This is a genomic window from Rickettsiella endosymbiont of Miltochrista miniata, from assembly GCF_964031245.1.
In the GTDB taxonomy this organism is placed as follows: Bacteria; Pseudomonadota; Gammaproteobacteria; order Diplorickettsiales; family Diplorickettsiaceae; genus Aquirickettsiella.
This window is the reverse complement of the sequence record NZ_OZ035017.1, coordinates 1,066,485-1,083,172: the sequence shown is the minus strand read 5'-3', so window position 1 is coordinate 1,083,172 and position 16,688 is coordinate 1,066,485. Positions and strand designations below refer to the sequence as shown.

General features: G+C 37.5%; 19 protein-coding genes. 13 read left to right on the top strand and 6 right to left on the bottom strand.

Translation table 11 applies throughout. The annotated features are described in order from the left end of the window. The first annotated feature begins 33 nt into the window (after window positions 1–33). Window positions 34–1,515, top strand: coding sequence for a UDP-N-acetylmuramoyl-L-alanyl-D-glutamate--2,6-diaminopimelate ligase (locus AAHH40_RS04970; protein ID WP_342219578.1), 1,482 nt, complete (start codon window positions 34–36; stop codon window positions 1,513–1,515). Here AAHH40_RS04970 and AAHH40_RS04965 read toward each other — a convergent pair. Both AAHH40_RS04965 and AAHH40_RS04960 read right to left on the bottom strand, forming a co-directional pair. Beyond that, on the bottom strand, window positions 1,504–2,196 hold the full coding sequence (locus AAHH40_RS04965; RefSeq protein ID WP_342219577.1) for an FkbM family methyltransferase: 693 nt from the start codon (window positions 2,194–2,196) through the stop codon (window positions 1,504–1,506). The two genes, AAHH40_RS04970 and AAHH40_RS04965, sit on opposite strands and share 12 nt — an antisense overlap. Window positions 2,197–2,326: 130 nt before the next feature. Then, window positions 2,327–3,433, bottom strand: a complete 1,107-nt coding sequence (locus AAHH40_RS04960) for a glycosyltransferase family 4 protein (RefSeq protein WP_342219576.1) — start codon at window positions 3,431–3,433, stop codon at window positions 2,327–2,329. Window positions 3,434–3,528: 95 nt separating this feature from the next. On the opposite strand from AAHH40_RS04960, the gene AAHH40_RS04955 reads away from it, so the two are divergent. The 5 genes from AAHH40_RS04955 (at window position 3,529) to AAHH40_RS04935 (ending at window position 8,731) form a co-directional block, all read left to right on the top strand. Next, the gene (locus AAHH40_RS04955; RefSeq protein WP_342219575.1) at window positions 3,529–4,866 is read left to right on the top strand and encodes a UDP-N-acetylmuramoyl-tripeptide--D-alanyl-D-alanine ligase; all 1,338 of its coding nucleotides are present in this window, start codon (window positions 3,529–3,531) and stop codon (window positions 4,864–4,866) included. Window positions 4,867–4,984: 118 nt separating this feature from the next. Then, a complete protein-coding gene (gene mraY / locus AAHH40_RS04950) occupies window positions 4,985–6,067 on the top strand; it encodes a phospho-N-acetylmuramoyl-pentapeptide-transferase (protein ID WP_342220805.1) in 1,083 nt (360 codons plus the stop codon). A 150-nt stretch (window positions 6,068–6,217) separates the two neighbouring features. Then, complete coding sequence (gene hflD, locus AAHH40_RS04945) at window positions 6,218–6,862, top strand: high frequency lysogenization protein HflD (protein WP_342219574.1); 645 nt, start codon at window positions 6,218–6,220, stop codon at window positions 6,860–6,862. A gap of 149 nt (window positions 6,863–7,011) precedes the next feature. Next, window positions 7,012–7,419, top strand: a complete 408-nt coding sequence (locus AAHH40_RS04940; protein ID WP_342219573.1) for a hypothetical protein — start codon at window positions 7,012–7,014, stop codon at window positions 7,417–7,419. A gap of 181 nt (window positions 7,420–7,600) precedes the next feature. Then, window positions 7,601–8,731, top strand: a complete 1,131-nt coding sequence (locus AAHH40_RS04935; protein ID WP_342219572.1) for a hypothetical protein — start codon at window positions 7,601–7,603, stop codon at window positions 8,729–8,731. A gap of 47 nt (window positions 8,732–8,778) precedes the next feature. Here AAHH40_RS04935 and AAHH40_RS04930 read toward each other — a convergent pair whose 3' ends face one another. The 4 genes from AAHH40_RS04930 to AAHH40_RS04915 all read right to left on the bottom strand — a co-directional run bounded on the left by AAHH40_RS04930 (window position 8,779) and on the right by AAHH40_RS04915 (window position 11,923). Next, complete coding sequence (locus AAHH40_RS04930) at window positions 8,779–9,537, bottom strand: hypothetical protein (protein ID WP_342219571.1); 759 nt, start codon at window positions 9,535–9,537, stop codon at window positions 8,779–8,781. Window positions 9,538–9,789: 252 nt separating this feature from the next. After that, the gene (locus AAHH40_RS04925) at window positions 9,790–10,413 is read right to left on the bottom strand and encodes a CatB-related O-acetyltransferase (protein WP_342219570.1); all 624 of its coding nucleotides are present in this window, start codon (window positions 10,411–10,413) and stop codon (window positions 9,790–9,792) included. A gap of 20 nt (window positions 10,414–10,433) precedes the next feature. Then, entirely contained in the window at window positions 10,434–10,973 is a 540-nt protein-coding gene (locus AAHH40_RS04920; protein WP_342219569.1) for a GNAT family N-acetyltransferase, read from the bottom strand. A 56-nt stretch (window positions 10,974–11,029) separates the two neighbouring features. After that, window positions 11,030–11,923 carry an aminoglycoside phosphotransferase family protein gene (locus AAHH40_RS04915; RefSeq protein ID WP_342219568.1) on the bottom strand — a complete coding sequence of 298 codons (894 nt, stop codon included), beginning with the start codon at window positions 11,921–11,923 and terminating at the stop codon, window positions 11,030–11,032. 450 nt (window positions 11,924–12,373) lie between these two features. On the opposite strand from AAHH40_RS04915, the gene AAHH40_RS04910 reads away from it, so the two are divergent. From AAHH40_RS04910 to AAHH40_RS04880, 7 genes are all read left to right on the top strand, one after another. Then, on the top strand, window positions 12,374–13,447 hold the full coding sequence (locus AAHH40_RS04910; RefSeq protein ID WP_342219567.1) for a hypothetical protein: 1,074 nt from the start codon (window positions 12,374–12,376) through the stop codon (window positions 13,445–13,447). Between the two features lie 118 nt (window positions 13,448–13,565). Then, window positions 13,566–13,907 (top strand): small ribosomal subunit Rsm22 family protein, encoded by a 342-nt coding sequence (locus AAHH40_RS04905; RefSeq protein ID WP_342219566.1) that lies wholly within the window; start codon window positions 13,566–13,568, stop codon window positions 13,905–13,907. Between the two features lie 228 nt (window positions 13,908–14,135). Continuing rightward, window positions 14,136–14,504 carry a small ribosomal subunit Rsm22 family protein gene (locus AAHH40_RS04900; RefSeq protein WP_342219565.1) on the top strand — a complete coding sequence of 123 codons (369 nt, stop codon included), beginning with the start codon at window positions 14,136–14,138 and terminating at the stop codon, window positions 14,502–14,504. A gap of 54 nt (window positions 14,505–14,558) precedes the next feature. Further along, window positions 14,559–14,714, top strand: a complete 156-nt coding sequence (locus AAHH40_RS04895) for a hypothetical protein (protein ID WP_342219564.1) — start codon at window positions 14,559–14,561, stop codon at window positions 14,712–14,714. Window positions 14,715–14,737: 23 nt separating this feature from the next. Continuing rightward, a complete protein-coding gene (wecB, locus tag AAHH40_RS04890; protein WP_342219563.1) occupies window positions 14,738–15,748 on the top strand; it encodes a non-hydrolyzing UDP-N-acetylglucosamine 2-epimerase in 1,011 nt (336 codons plus the stop codon). 273 nt (window positions 15,749–16,021) lie between these two features. Beyond that, window positions 16,022–16,420 carry an EamA family transporter gene (locus AAHH40_RS04885; RefSeq protein WP_342219562.1) on the top strand — a complete coding sequence of 133 codons (399 nt, stop codon included), beginning with the start codon at window positions 16,022–16,024 and terminating at the stop codon, window positions 16,418–16,420. Next, window positions 16,399–16,647, top strand: a complete 249-nt coding sequence (locus tag AAHH40_RS04880) for an EamA family transporter (protein WP_425287954.1) — start codon at window positions 16,399–16,401, stop codon at window positions 16,645–16,647. Before AAHH40_RS04885 ends, AAHH40_RS04880 begins: the two co-directional genes overlap by 22 nt. The last annotated feature ends 41 nt before the right edge of the window (window positions 16,648–16,688 follow it).

The following is a 16,688-nucleotide window of genomic DNA, read 5'->3' as shown; positions in this document are numbered from 1 at the left end:
TCATAAAATAAAACCATTTAGTGTGTATTTTTTATGCAGTTAAGTCATCTATTAATGGGGTTGGACGTTCCGGTAACAACGGATGTGATCATTAAAGGACTTTGCCAAGATAGTCGTCGACTGCAAACTGGGGATTTATTCTTTGCTTATCCAGGGTTGGGTAGCGATGGACGCCATTTTATACCAGAAGCGATAGCCAAAGGAGCTGCGGCTATTTTATTTGAACCGGATGGCGGAGATTCTATTGATCTTACTACAACATCTATCCCGCTATTACCTATTCGTCATTTAACGGCTCAATTAGGCCCGATTGCGGCGCGATTCTATGATTATCCGAGTCGTTATATGCCCGTACTAGGCATTACCGGTACGAATGGTAAAACTTCCTGTACGCATTTTTTAGCGGATAGTTTGCAGCAGTTACAAAAACCTTGTGGCGTCGTCGGCACCTTAGGTAATGGTTTTTATGGTGATTTAAACCCAGGTCAGTTAACGACACCCGATGCTATTGAACTACAACAATTGCTGGCAGATTTTCGCGATAAACAAGCACAAGCAGTGGTGATGGAGGTATCTTCACATCGTTTAGCTCAACAGCGTTTAAATGGAACAGAATTTTCTGTTGCCGCATTTACCAATTTGACGCGCGATCATCTAGATTATCATGGCAGTATGGAAGCTTATGCGCAGGCCAAACGTTCTTTTTTTGATTTACCTGGTGTGCAGCAGGCGATATTAAATGCCGATGATCCTTATGCACAACAGTGGTTAACTGAACTTGCCCAACAATTACCGGTGTATGCGTATTCATTACATAAGCCCAAAGCGGCCTGGTCACATATTCCACACATTACAGTAAAAAAATTCAATTTTAATCAACAAGGTTTAAGTGCAGAAATCGATACTCCTTGGGGTGAAGTATTTATTGAAAATCCATTTTTAATGGGACGGTTTAATTTAAGTAATTTGTTGTTGGTATTGACGCTATTAAAAAGTTTACATTTTTCTTTAGCAGAAATTTCACAAGTGATATCAAAATTAAAAGGCGTAAAAGGACGCATGCAAGCTTTTCATACCCCGGGAAAGCCTTTAGTTGTCGTTGATTATGCGCATACACCGGATGCCTTGCAGCAAGTGTTGCGTGCTTTACGCCCACATTGCAAAGGCGATCTGTATTGTGTATTTGGTTGTGGGGGTGACAGAGATAAAGGAAAACGGCCAATAATGGCCAAGATTGCCGAGCAGGAAGCTGACTGTATTATATTAACCAATGATAACCCGCGCTATGAAGATCCATTGCAAATTTTGCAGGATATTCAACAAGGTTTTACAGACAAAAAATCCGTCTATCGTGAACCGGATAGACGAGCTGCGATTGCCTATGCCTTAGCAACTGCCCAGCCGTCTGATGTAATTTTAGTGGCGGGTAAAGGACACGAAGCCTATCAATTGATTAAAGGCATCAAATATCCTTTTGATGATGCCGGCGAAGTGCAGCACCTATTAAAAACCTAATTCATTGATGGCAAAAATGGATGTCAGTCCAACTCTTGCTAGCCAGTTATAACCGTATGAATTGAGTAGATTCGATATATCGGAGGTGTTAGCAGCTTCCATGCTGCCAGCATAGTCTTCGATGGAGATAACCTTGGGTTTTACTATCGAGAAATCAAAGTCCTTTATAATTCTTTCGTCATAACCTTCAATATCAATATTTAGATAATCTATATTAAAAAGTTTATTTTCGGAAACAATCTTGTTTATTGATAGCGTAGGTATTTTTACGTGTTCTTTGAAACTACGTTCTAATGCAACATGGGGGCAACACGTAGCAATCGCAGAGAGGCCATGTTTACCGTCTTTTTTACTGGGGAGTGATAAATCAATTTCTTTAATAGTTTTGCATTCTTCTTCGGTAATAACCGCAGCGCAGAGATTGATATCACTTTTCCTTATTTTGTTAAATAAGGCTATAGTTTTTGGATTTGCATCGACATTGACGCCATGCCACCCTTTTAGCCATAAGTAGGCGGTATTAGAATATTTAAAAGGATGATAGGCCCCAATATCTAAATAAATTCCCGACGTTTTTTTTCCTGGAAATAGCCTTCTGACCAAGACATCTTCGGCCCATTGACCGAAATAACATTTACAATCTCCTGATAGAATGGTTTTTAATAATCGCGTGATATACATAAAGGATGCTTAAATTGCGCCAATTTTTTGTAGACTAGCACGGTTTATCCGTCATTGCGAGCGCATAGCGCGCGGCAATCTAGAAAATCTCGCTCGCGTTTGCAATATAGGTTAAGCGCAAAATAGTGACTTATTTTAAAACCTGTTGGTAAGCTTGTAACGTTGCATCGATAAAATATTTTTTGTCGAACTGTTGTATCGCTTTAGTCCTTGCATGCAGTGACATTTGCGTGAGATCTGTTTGCGTTAGTCGCGTTAAAATAGTTATTAGCAGATGAGTCAAGCTAGGAATATCATTAATGGGAACTATCCAGCCATCATATTCAGCGGTTATATTTTCAGGAAGACCACCGAAATTTGAAACTATGACGGGAAGCCCCATCGATATCATTTCTCGACAAGCAAAAGAGATAGTTTCTGATGCATTGGATAATACAAAACCTATATCACCCATAGCAATAATAGGCCTGGTATCGGGAACGAATCCAGTGAAAATGACTTGATCCAGAAGATTAAATTTTTTTACGGTATCATTTATTTCACATTCAGTGGGCTGATGGCCAGCAATAATAACTTTAATTCTATTTTTTAATTGGGGTGATAACGCGGCTATAGCTGCAATAAGGTGAGCCCAATTTTTACATTTAGCTGTTCCAGCATTCGAAACCAAAACAAAATCATCGTCGTTTATGCTATATTCTTGACGTAATAGTCGTTTTTTTTCTGACGAAGAGGGCTGATAAAAATCAGTATCTACCCCATGGGGAATAAGTTTAGTAGATTTCGAGCTGACTGTTTGAAGCAATTGTCGTTGGGTATGTTCACAGGCCGCAATAATGGCGTCAGTGAAGTATCGCATTCTGAGTTTAGCACCCCATTTTGGGATTAAAGCATGATGTTTAGTAAATATTAACTTAGGTTTATGCTTTAAGAAGGGATAAAGGAGTAAAATGACTCGATGACAAGCAGAACCATTGAGGTGAATAATGTCGAAATGGTTTTGAGCGATCCATTGTTTAAATAGATAGAGTTGCTTAAGATTTCTAACCCATTTTTTTAAAATACGGTGATAATCAATGGCGTAGCGAGCAACAGCTGGGCTTAGAGATAAATAGAGTTGAGAAGAGGCTGGGCAGGCTACTGAAATAGTATGATTTTTCTGTAAGTAACCCTCGATCAAGCTCAAAATATAGGTATTATGCCCACCGGTATACCCCGTATGGAAGTTGCAAAACAAAATGCGCATATTATTATTATTTTAGTATTTAAAGCCTGAGATTATAGTATAGAATGTTGTAAGTCTAGAATGAACCATCTAATTTTTGGTAATCTGTGAAATTGTCATTATTGGCTAGAAATATCCAGGGTAAGCTATTGGGTTCGGATGTGAATTACACCGGACTGAGTCTCGATTCGCGTAGCATAAAACCCCATGAGCTTTTTATTGCACTTCGCGGTGAGAAGTTTGATGGACATCATTTTATTGAACTTGCCAAACAGCGTGGCGCTGCAGCTGCTATGGTTGATTATGCAATAGAGACTGATTTACCTTTAGTACGAGTACAGGACACTCGAAAAGCCTTAGGCGAATTAGCCAAACAACATCGACGTCAATTTTCTATTCCTATTATCGCCTTAACGGGTAGTTGCGGTAAAACCACAACCAAAGAAATGATTCGATCTATTTTGGCCGAAGTGGGTCCAGTGTTAACTAATTTTAAGAATTTCAATAATGATATCGGTTTACCCTTAACCTTACTGAATTTAAATACGCAGCATCGTTATGCTGTGATCGAAATGGGCGCGAATCACGCCGGAGAAATTGAATATTTGACGCAACTCACGCAACCGAATGTTGCGTTGATCACCAATATTGGACCTGCACATTTACAAGGGTTTGGATCCATGGCGGGCGTTGCAGAGGCTAAGGCTGAGATTTTTTCTGGTTTAGTCAGAAATGGCGTGGCTATTATTAATGCTGACGATAAGTTTGCTGATACTTTGCAAAAAGCAGGTGCGCCTTTTCGTGTGCTGCGTTTTGGCTTATCCGACGCAGCTGATTTTTTTGCAACGAATATTCAGATGGATGTTGATGGAAAAGCAAGCTTTTTGTTACATGCCCCTCACGGCAAAGAAATGATGATTAGTTTAAGTTTGCCTGGTCAGCATCATGTGTTGAATGCTTTAGCCGCAGCGGCCGCGGCAAGTCAAGTGGGTATTGAATTATCCCATATCAAATCGGGTTTAGAAAAAATGCAGCCAGTGCCCGGAAGAATTATTGTGAGCAAAACAAAATTGGGTGCGACACTGATCGATGATAGCTATAATGCCAATCCAAGTTCAGTGGCCGTAGCTTTAAAATTATTGGCGCATTATTCTGGACAACGAATTTTTGTTATGGGTGATATGGGAGAGTTAGGTCCAAATGCTGTAGATTATCATCGGCAAATCGGACAATTAGCCAAAGAATTAAATATCGATGATGTCTATACTTGTGGTGATTTAAGTAAAGAAACAGCCAAAGCATTTGGCGCTAACGCAAAGCATTATCCTAATCATCAAGAATTAATTTTAGCTCTGAAACCGCACTTGCAAGAGAATGTGACCATTTTAATTAAGGGTTCACGCAGTGCCCAAATGGAAAAAGTAGCTGCAGCTTTAATGGATTAAACATTTTTCGTCATTGCGAGCACCGTAGGTGCGTGGCAATCCATGGATGGCCGCGGCCTCACTAACGTTCGGCCTCGCCATGACGGGCTCATTAATTTTTATCGGGAAAACGAACGACATGTTGTTATGGTTAACGGCCTTTTTATCAAATTATTATCGTGCCTTTCATGTCTTTCAATATTTAACGTTAAGGGCCATTTTAGCTTCTCTCACTGCATTTCTTATCTCACTTTTACTAGCACCTAAGATGATACGTACGTTAAGTCATCGACAAATCGGCCAATCCATACGGTCTGACGGACCACAAGCGCACTTAAGCAAAGCCGGGACGCCGACGATGGGAGGTGCATTGATTTTAATTGCCATCGTTATGACGACTTTATTGTGGGCCAATCTTAACAATCATCTGATTTGGATAGTGCTCTTAGGCATAGTGGGATTTGGTCTGATAGGCTTTGCCGATGATTACCTAAAACTGATGCTAAAAAACAGTCGCGGACTCATTCCACGTTGGAAGTATTTATGGCAATCGCTATTAGGTTTAACCATTGGTGTGCTGTTGTACATGAATGCAGAATTACCGGTAGAAACCCAATTAGTGATACCTTTTTTTAAGAATCTCTTGATTCCCTTAGGAATATTTTATATTCCCTGGGTTTACTTGGTCATCGTGGGTAGCAGTAATGCCGTCAATCTAACCGATGGCTTAGATGGATTAGCTATTATGCCGACGGTATTAGTGGGAAGTGGTTTAGGTATTTTTGCCTACCTTACTGGAAACATTACGTACGCCAAATATTTAGCAATCCCTTTTGTTCCCGGCGCTGGCGAGATAGTCGTCATTTGTGGTGCTATAGTCGGAGCGGGTCTAGGTTTTTTATGGTTTAATACCTATCCTGCGCAAGTATTTATGGGCGATGTGGGTGCTTTAGGGTTGGGTGCGGCATTAGGTTGCATTGCTGTCGTGGTAAGACAAGAATTTGTGTTACTCATCATGGGCGGTGTTTTTGCTTTAGAAACTATTTCAGTGATCCTGCAAGTTGCTTCCTTTAAGTTAACCGGGAAAAGAATTTTTCGCATGGCACCTATACATCATCATTTTGAGCTAAAAGGTTGGCCAGAACCGAGAATTATTGTAAGGTTTTGGATTATTACCTTTATATTGGTGTTGTTTGGGCTAGCCACTTTGAAATTACGTTAATGTACTCTTCGCACTGGAATTTTTGTCTGTGTTGCCACTCAATTCGCAATCCTCATGTATGATAATACACTCCGCTTGCTTCACTACGTGGCCCATTCCAGAAAAATCCCATTGCTGTGAGTACGTCCATTTTATTTATCTTAATACGTCATGCAAAAAAACGAAAAAAAAAATGTCGAACGTAGTTTAGCGCTAGCGGGGGTTTTCCAATCTGCTGCTTTAGTTCGCGATCTTGCTAGGACTGGAAAAACTGAACAGCTTGCATTTGATACCAGTATCCAAAGTATTTACACGCTAGACGTTAGTACAGTGGAACAAGTTTATGGCGGCACGATTAGCGGCTTACGTTTAGGGTTGCAGGAGTTAGTTAATCTGCTCGGTTATACTAAAATCAGACAGGATCGCGAGTTAACACGATATCTAATTGGTTTAATGCACCTCGAACGTAAACTGGTTCGTTCTCCAGAAACCAAAAAAAATTTAAGTCGACGCATTAAACATGCTATTTCTCAAGCTAACTATTTTGCAGCTTCACCCCAGCTTATTATCAATAGTTTAGCGGATATCTATGTCACTACATTAGGTGCATTACCTTTCCGTTTGCATGTCATCGGACAAGGCAAATATTTAGCGCATGCCGAAACGGTCTGCAAAATACGTGCCGCCTTATTGGCCGGCGTTCGCTCAGCGGTATTATGGCGTCAATTAGGCGGTTCGCGTTGGCAGCTTTTTCTCAAGCGCCACACCTTAATAGGTATCGGTAAAAAATTACTGAGCAATCTTAATTCGAAATAAATATACCGGTAGTTCGACCTAGAAGCCTGCGAAACTTTTTAATTTTTTTATAGAGTATTATCAAAAATGATAATTATGTTATAATTTATTTAAATGAGTTAAAAATATAAATCTGTATTAATCGCTCCTTAATAATTATTAAAATAATAATGGGTACTTCAAAGGTTCTTCAGAAAAACAACTTAGAAAATCTTGAATCAACCAGTGAGTTTTCAAGAGTTTTGGTTACATTTACTCAATCCATGCTGAATTCCACTTCCAGTCTATTACAGCAGCATTGGTTTAAATCTATTTGCTTTCCATTAGCTTTTATCTTAGGGCTTTTCGCCAATCTTTTTATGGCGATTAATTTTATTCAAATTGATTTACTCATTAATTTAATCATTTTTTTATTACCGACTAACGAAAAGTCTGCTGAGAATATTCTCACAGTGATGGAAGAAAAAATATTTATTAGTCAGCAAAATTATAAAAAAATAATGTTACAATTTAAGTATTTTAATAATGATGATCAAGACGCTAATAAAAATTGGAAAAATTATGAAGATTTTTATTAACTTTAGCAAAAAAAGATAATTGATGAATTTTGTAAAAACATATACTCACAGCAATTGGATTTTTGGCAAGGCGCCGCGATAATGAAGCAACCGGAGTGTATTAAAATACATGAGGATTGCGAATTGAGCGGCAACGCAGACAAAAATTCAAGTGCGAAGAGTATAATAAGAGGGATGATAAATGAAACCAGATGAAGATAATAAAGTTTTAATCTTAGGTGCTACTGGAACTTTTGGTAGGAAGATTGCAAGGGGATTGGTAGCAAAAAATATTGCCATTATTATTACCGGCCGCCATGAGGAACCTTTATTAGCCTTAAAAAAACAACTTTCTAAAGTAGCCGTCGATACCTGTATTGATATACTTTGTTTTGATTTTAAAAAGAGATTATCCCAGGAGTTAATACGGCTTAAGCCGCCATTGGTTATCAATGCTTCAGGTCCTTTTCAACCCGCTAATTTTACCACAGCAATTAATTGTATACTTTTGGGCGTAAATTATATTGATTTAGCCGACGCAAGAGAGTATGTGAATGATTTTTTAATGTTAGAAGAACAAGCGATCAAGAATAATTGTATCGCCATTACCGGTGCTAGCACGTTACCTTGTTTGTCAGCGGCAGTTTTAAACTATTATAAAGATGAGTTTAAGACGATAGATTCTTTAGTGTATGGAATTACGTTAGGTCAAAAAGCCGAGAGAGGATTAGCTACCTTCAAGTCTATTTTGAGTTATGTAGGACATCGTTTACAAGATTTTCGTGGTATGCCGAAAAAAATGTATGGATGGCAAGATCTCTATCGACAAAATTATCCACTATTAGGAAAACGTTGGATGGCAAATTGTGATGTTCCAGATTTAGATTTATTACCGGGTTTTTTTCCTATTAAATCGATCCGATTTTCCGCGGGAATAGAAAGTAGTGTTGCACATCTGGGTTTATGGTTTTTATCTTGGTTAGTCCGATTGAAATTTCCGATTAAATTAGAAAACCATGCGGAAACCCTGTTAAAATTTAGTCATTACTTTGACTCGTTTGGAACCGATGCCGGCGGTATGCACATGCTCATGTCGGGTACCGATCATAAGGGAAATCATAAGAACATTAAATGGTTTATGGTAGCCAAAAGTGGCGATGGTCCTCATATTCCGACTATCCCGGCCATTCTCTTAGCAAAAAGAATATTACAAGAAGAAATCGTTGAAATCGGGGCGATCCCTTGTATGCATTTAATTTCACTGGAAAGTTATTTGGCGGAATTAAAAAAATTGGATATACATGTCTTTTCAGAAGTCAGTAAAAAATTTTAATATACTCTTCGTACTTGACATTGACTGTGTTGCTGCTCAATATGAGCTTAATTTTTGCAAATTTGCCTATTAGATTCGGTCGTTTGGGTAGAGGATTCTTGATCTTGTCGGCGTTTATGAGCTGGAAAGAAGCTTGCACCGCAAGGATAAATAGATAAATTCGAATGTTTAGATAGAATAGCGAATTTTTTTAATTCCTTGGGGACATCGGGTAAAGAATTTTTTTCTTGTTGTGAGCATATGAGTTGCTCAAACATCGTTTGCGTCAAGCTATTTTGTCTATTAAATCCACTCAGCAGATTGCTTGCAGCTACTAGATGGGGATGAGATAAAACGCTATCGAAATTTCTTTGTGTAAAAAGATCGGCATAATAAAGTTTGAAAAGTATACTGGCCACAGCATGTGGATCGTTTTTTCCTTGAATAGCGGCTCTATTTTCTGAGGTTAATAAGTTAACGCTGTGAAGTAAACGTAATACTAAGGCAATTCCTGTAGGGCTAATATGCCTTTCTAAAGCTTTTTTATTCTCAGCATTTAAAAGATTTGCATCATGCAGTTGAATTAAGCCCGAGGATAGTTCAAATGGGGAGGGGTGTATGAGTATGAGAGAAAAATTTTCTAAATTAAGAATACCTTTATCACGGATGCTAGCTAATCCCATAGCAATATCGAATGGCTTCGTGCTTAATTGATTTAATTTAGTTTGGAAAACATCTCGGGGTGTGCTTTTCCGGGACGTAAAATAGTGATAGAGCTGTGCAATTGATTGATGGTCGTTTTGTTTTTTTGTCAGGGATAAAACCATGGACATTCCTTGTTGTAAATTGAATACTCCCTCTCGCTTTTTTAAAAAAGCGTTTTAAACGGCTGGGCATTATGTCAAGTTTCATTTCATAAATCTATACGCTTCGCACTCGAATCAGAAGCGGTTAAAGGGCAAGCATAGCTTCATGCGACGAGACAAGGACAGAACCAAGTTCGGAATTGAGGAGCCCGCGATAGGCGTGCATTTGCTAAAAAACTTAAGAGTAGAAATATTTATAAAATAAATTTCTTTTTAGGATATTTCAGACCCATCAAACCATTGCTCATCGCCTTCAGCAATTGCTTTTGCATGCTCGGTAATTTTTTCAAACGACCAATTCCACCAAGCTAGTTTGATTAATTTGTGAATTGTCTTATCATCAAATCGTTTGCGAATCAATTGCGCAGGATTTCCGCCAACAATGGAATAAGGTTCTGCATCTTTGGTTACAACGGCTCGCGATGCAATAATGGCTCCATCATCCACTTTTACTCCAGGCATAATTATAGCGCCATAGCCAATCCAAACGTCATTGCCAATGATAGTATCGCCTTTATACTCTGGAGTAAGCGGCACATCTTGCCATTCACTACCAAAGGCACGAAACGGGAAACTCGAAAAACCATTGGTTGCATGATTAGCTCCATTCATAATGAAGCGTACATTGGTGGCTATTTGACAGAACTTGCCGATAATCAGCTTATCGCCAATGAAATCAAAGTGGTACAACACGTTTTTGTTAAAGTTCTCAACACTTTCAGGATCATCGTAATAGGTATAGTCTCCTACGATAACGTTCGGGTTCTTCACAATATTTTTTAAAAAGCACAGCCGATTTATATTAGGCATGGGAAATTTAATATTTGGATTAATCATATTCTCTTTTTTCTTCTAATTTACTCGATCCGGCTTAGTCGATATAAAACATGTCGACAAAGAGAACTGTTTGTTAGTAGCTTTGGGTGATCAAAGTCGTCATGTTGGGTATGATGCATACCAATCTTTTCCATAACCCGACGCGATCGTATATTATTTTCTACGGTAAATGAAACAACTTCTTCTAACTTCAGTGTAGTAAAAGCAAAATCGACTACGGCTTTTGCTGCCTCGGTAGCATAACCCTTCCCCCAGAGTTGAGAATCTAATCGCCAGGCAATTTCAACCGCAGGCGTGAAATGCGCCTCAAATGAAGGAATCAACAACCCTACAAAACCTATAAATTTACTATTTGATTTTAATTCCACAGCGTACGCTGTAAAACCATATTTTTCATAATGATTAATAAAAAGTTGAATTAAAGTTTTTGTCGCTGCTCGATTTCCAACTTGAGGGAGAAATTCACAGACTAAAGGATCTTGATTAATTGCTGACATGGGATCAAGATCTTGTTCGTTCCAAGTTCTAAGTATTAAACGCTTTGTTTTTAAGATAATCATAACTTTTTTAATTGGGTCTAACTCAGCAGAGTAAGATTACAAATAAAGTCTATTCTTCAAATTTTTAATATTTCTGCACAATCGAGAAAGGGTTGCCAAACTTCTCCATTATCTTCAAATGACCACCACGCGGCTAGTGCTGCTTTAGAAAAAGCCCAACCCAAGATTCTTTGCCTATCAAATCCAGAAACTTCAATAAATTGATCGAGTCGGCGTTTAATGGAAATTTTATTAACGTTTCCAGCTTCCGAAATACGAGGAAAAGGAATTTCATATTCTCGTTCGCCTATTACGCCCTTAGGATCAATGCTTAACCAACCGTGTTTATCCGATAATAATATATTAGCGTAATGCAGATCTCCGTGCAGTAAGACTAGGGGGCCCATAGAGGCTAATAATTCTTTGTTTATAGCTTGGGCTCGGTCAATCAGCTTCTTGGGGAAAGGACCGGTTTCGCCTTGGAAGTACTGATAAAGACGATCAAATCCTTGAAACCAATTTGCTAAACTAGGAAATAAAGGAATTTCTTGTTCTTGAATTGTCTTATGTAACTTGTTCATTAATTCTACACTAATGAGCGTATTTTGCATTTCGCTAGAGGATTCTTCTAAGAATGTTCCAGGCGTTAACTTTTCCAATAACATAATGCCGGTATGATGATCTGAGCGAAGTATTTTTACGGCGCCTATCCCACTAAAATGCTGCAATGCGGCTATTTCATTAGTAAATTCTTTACTTGGAATGCTGCATTTTAAAACAGCTGGGCTTCCATTAGTTAAAGTAACCGCTGCACCAACATTAAAGCTGGCATTATTAAAAAAATCTTCTAATATAAATTGCCATTTTTTCTCATAAGAAGATATAAAAGAAGGTAAAGCATCCAACCATTTTTTACCTTGTACACCATGAATATTGATGAGATTTTTAATAAGTTCTTTAGATAAGTTCATTTTTATAAATTGGACTCATGAAAGGATTCCCTTTTTTTATTATGCCATATTGTTTGTTAGAGCCTTTGTTAAAAAAGAAAAATATAATAATAATTCTTATCACATGTAGAATTGGGTAACTTGATTCGAGAGATATTTGTGGTTGCGTATCAAATTATGTTTTACTAAAAATTGAAGAACAACCAGCAGACACGAATTTAATTTTTTGTTTGTAATTTTTTCTATATTGATTCATAGTATGTTACCTGATTGCTTTTTATCTTTTTGAAATTATAATAAAAAATTTAACATTCATCGCCAAGGATTCGTTCATTGTATAACTAAAACGAAAGGTGTCCAGTGCAACTCACATATTCTATTCTAGTCAGATATAATTCCGAAGGTAAATTATCTCAGCTACTAATCACAGAGCTTGGTAATTTTGACTTACTTCCTAGAATAAGAACCAAAATGCGTATATCCGGTGTTGGAAGTAACTCGTTTTTTGATAAAAAAGAGGAAGAACAACCACTCATAGAAAAGAAAAAGGAAGATATTGAGATAAATTGGCGGTCTTATATTTCCGCTGTCCTTAAAGAACATATTGAAAATATTTTAAGTCAAGATCCCTGTTTTAATTGGCCTGAAAAAATTGATCCGCCTAAAAATAGAAAGAATTTGGGGAAGTACGATCATTTTGAAATTGTGATGGCTGAGGTAGATGTTAAACTAGGTTTTTTTGAGAGAAATTTGGGGACGTTAGGAAGTAGCATTAATTTTGTAGCTGCCTTAGCAAATATGGGAGTGCAAATACTTTCGATAGAAATGGCGACTGGTGATGAGAAATCATCAGGTAGAAAATATGCTATTCCGATGTCACTCATTGCATTTACGATGGCCATACTCACATATAACTATTCTGATGCCCCGACTGTTTTGTCAAGCTATGGAAAAAAAATTGATAACTTAAATATTATTAAACGGTTAACTACTCTTTTTCCATTTAAACATATGGGCTCTTATACTGCTTGTGTGGGGACTTGCTGGGGTTCTTTGAAAGCGCATTTTTTCTCGAAAAGTACGACTGAAAGCTTAGAAGATGGTAATGGATCTTATACTAAAAGTACTATTTGTTACAGGTTGGCTAAGCTGGTTCCACCCGCAGTAATTATCGCTATGCAAGTAACATGGACCACTGCTGCTAGCATTGAAGCATTTCAAACCTCATATGCAACAGCTAGAGCATCAAAAAAAGTTGAATCGTTTATGACGGATGATATAGCATATGGGTTGGCGTTTACTCTAGCTATTTCAAGTGGTATTTCTATGGGTAGTTTCTATATTCCATTTATAACAAATTGTATAGCAGAGTGGTTAAAAAAAGTAGATGCGCATTATCAATCATATATATTAGATCCTTCTCATATCCGCTCATACAGTGAAACGAGCAGGCCAAGTAGGAGGAGTGAGGCAGAAGATTGGGATCATGATCTTTTATCGCCGGATATCGAGGTTCCTGTCCAAAGCAGAGCTTTTGCTTACTGAAATTAGATTTCTCTTTATATTTTTCAGCTCTATTTTTACCATTAATATTCTTAAATGGATTTCCCCCCGAAAATGAATAAGACCCGATTTTGAGTTATTAGCCGCTATAGAAAAAACCATGGCTGAAGGTGATATGGCTTATAGCCATATAGAGTTGGCGGAAGCATATAAAAATCTCCAAAAAATGTATGCAGGATTAAAGCATACTACTTTAAGAAAAAAAAATTTGTCCATGGGACTTCCCACTTTTTTGTTGTCAATTCAAGTGGAGCTTGCCGCTTATTTACGAACTCGTATGCCCGCAACCTTTGCAGTAGCGAATAAAATATTAAAGCAAATTTTTTCTTTTAAGCTATCCAACAAAAAAATTGAAAGTATTCTTGATCTTGGTACAGGAACAGGAGCTGTTTTATGGGCAGCAATGGAAAACACAAACCTTAGTAAGGTGAGGTGCGCTTGATCAAGACGCAGCAATGATTAAACTTGCTCAAAAAGTAGCTGGTTATAGTGCCAACCCATTTTGGCAGCGAGTTAATTGGGAAGCATATGAACATTGATAAAAATCTTGAGCTGCCCTTCCCACGATCTTGTAACTCTCTCTTATTTCCTTATAGAGCAACAGAAAGATTTGAGACAAAACCCTTTTTTGAGAAAGTATGGGTGTTAGCCAATCAAGCAATAGTTATTATTGAGCCTGGAACACCAAGAGGGTTTAGTAATTGCATGGAGGGCTCGTGACTTTTTTCTATCAAAAGGGAGGATTTATAGCGGCACCTTGTTCACATCATGGAAGGTGCCCCAATACACACATAATAATGATGATTGGTGTCATTTTGCTGAGCGTATTGAAAGATCTTTCTGGCAGAAATCCCTTAAAAAAGGAACTCTTGGTTATGAAGATGAACCCTATTCTTATTTAATTATTACAAAAGAAGTTGTTGATAGAGAAGGAGATCGGATTTTAAAGCCCCCTTCAAAACATTCAGGTCACATTCTATTTGATGTTTGTGCATCAGATAATATAAAAAAAATAACTATTAGTCGTAAACAAGGGTAGTGTCTTTAAGACAGCTAAAAAAATGAAATGGGGTGAAGCCTTAGAGATACCACGATGAAAATTCTTTCTATATTTGGGACACGTCCAGAAGCAATAAAAATGGCTCCTGTTGTGAAAGCTTTAGCAGCGGAGTTTGGAAGTAACTCCATGACTTGTGTAACGGCACAGCATCGAGGCATGCTTGATCAAGTTTTAGATCTTTTTCAATAAAGCCAAACTATGATTTGGATTTAATGAAGATTAGTCAAAATCTCACCGATATAACAGTCAATGTGCTTAATAAACTCAGAATAGTTTTAAGAGATTGTATGCCGGATAAAGTCATTGTGCATGGTGATACATCGACAACATTTTCTGCTTCATTGGCCGCATTTTATGAAAAAATACCTGTTGTTCATGTTGAGGCAGGCTTACGCAGCGGAGATATGTATTCTCCTTGGCCAGAAGAAATAAATAGGAAACTCACGACAGCCATAGCGGACATACACTTTGCCCCAACAGAAAATGCGAAGATGAATTTGTTACGAGAGGGTATTGAGCATAAAAAAATCATTGTTACAGGGAATACGGTTATTGATGCTTTAATATATGTTGTACGGAGGATAGAAAATGAGCTTGAGTTACGTGCTAGTTTACATGCCAAATTTTCTTATTTGAACGATCAGAAAAAACTGATTTTGATAACCGGACATCGGAGAGAAAATAATATCAAAAAATTTAAATCTATTTGTGAGGCGATTGCTTTGTTAGGGGCGCGCGATGATGTTGAGGTGATATATCCGGTTCATCCAAATCCTGCCGTTAACCACTATGTGCGAGAAACCTTAGGAAATAAAAAAAATATGTTCTTAATAGAACCCCAAGATTATTTATCATTTGTTTTTTTGATGAAAAAATCTTACTTGATATTGACAGATTCAGGTGGGATACAAGAAGAGGCGCCTAGTTTAGGAAAGCCTGTACTGGTTATGCGCGATAATACAGAAAGACATGAAGCGTTGCTTACGGGTACTATAAAATTGGTCGGAACCTGTCAAAAAAGAATATATGCCGAGGCGATAAAGTTATTAGAAGATGAAACGTATTATAATAAGACGAGCTTTTTACAAAATCCCTTTGGCGATGGAAAGGCTAGCCAACGGATTGTTAATAGCTTAAAAAATATTATAAAAGATCAATATGATTTCAGCGCCATGATTAATCTTGATGCGAACTCACAGCGAGCAATATATTCGATCACGTGACAATAGCTTTTAAAATTACAAACTTGCGCGATACTATATCCATGGAAAAAAAGTCGCTAATTGCAGTAGTATATATGTTAACTGCTGTTTTTTTTGTATCTCTTACTTCTGTATTAGTTAAATGGACAAGCGCAACGTATGCGATTACTGAGATTATATTTTTTAGAAATGCCATTGCTGTCATTATGTGCTTGGGAATTCTATCTAAAAAACAAATTAAATATACAAGCTCTCACCTTAAGTGGCATTTCTTGCATGCTTTTTTAGGATTGAGTGCTATGTTTTTTTTTCTATACTGCACTTTCTAAGTTACCCATTGCCGATGTTACTGCAACTTTGTTCTCGGTTCCCTTATTTGTGATTATTTTTTCATCGATTCTTTTGAAAGAAAGGGTTGGTTTTGAAGGTGGGAGTTGTGTTTTGGTTGGATTAATTGGTGCGCTTATGGTTGTACGTAGCAGCGCAAGCATTTTGCAGTTAAACTCAATATTTGCTTTGTTAAGCGCGATATTTACCGCATTAGCTTTGATTACTATTCGTTATATTGGAAAATATGAAAATAGTATTACCACTACTTTTTATTACACCCTAATAACCACTGCGGCTTTATTTCCTATTTTACCGATACACTGGACCACTCAGCGCCAAGCGTGTACGATCTATTGCTATTAATTTTGCTAGGGATTGGTGATTGTTTAGGTCAACTACTTATGACGCAATCTTATAGGGATGCCCCTTCTTATCTTGTTGCCCCATTAGGTTATACTTCTCTTATTTGGACGGTACTTTTTGGATTTATTATTTGGTCAGAAATTCCAAAAACAATAGCTTTTGTAGGCGTTTTTTTAATTATCGCTAGTACACTCTCTCTGATTAGCTTCCAAAATAAAAAAAAATAATGCTTTGCTTGTTAGTTAGATTCTTGTAAATTACAGCCTAA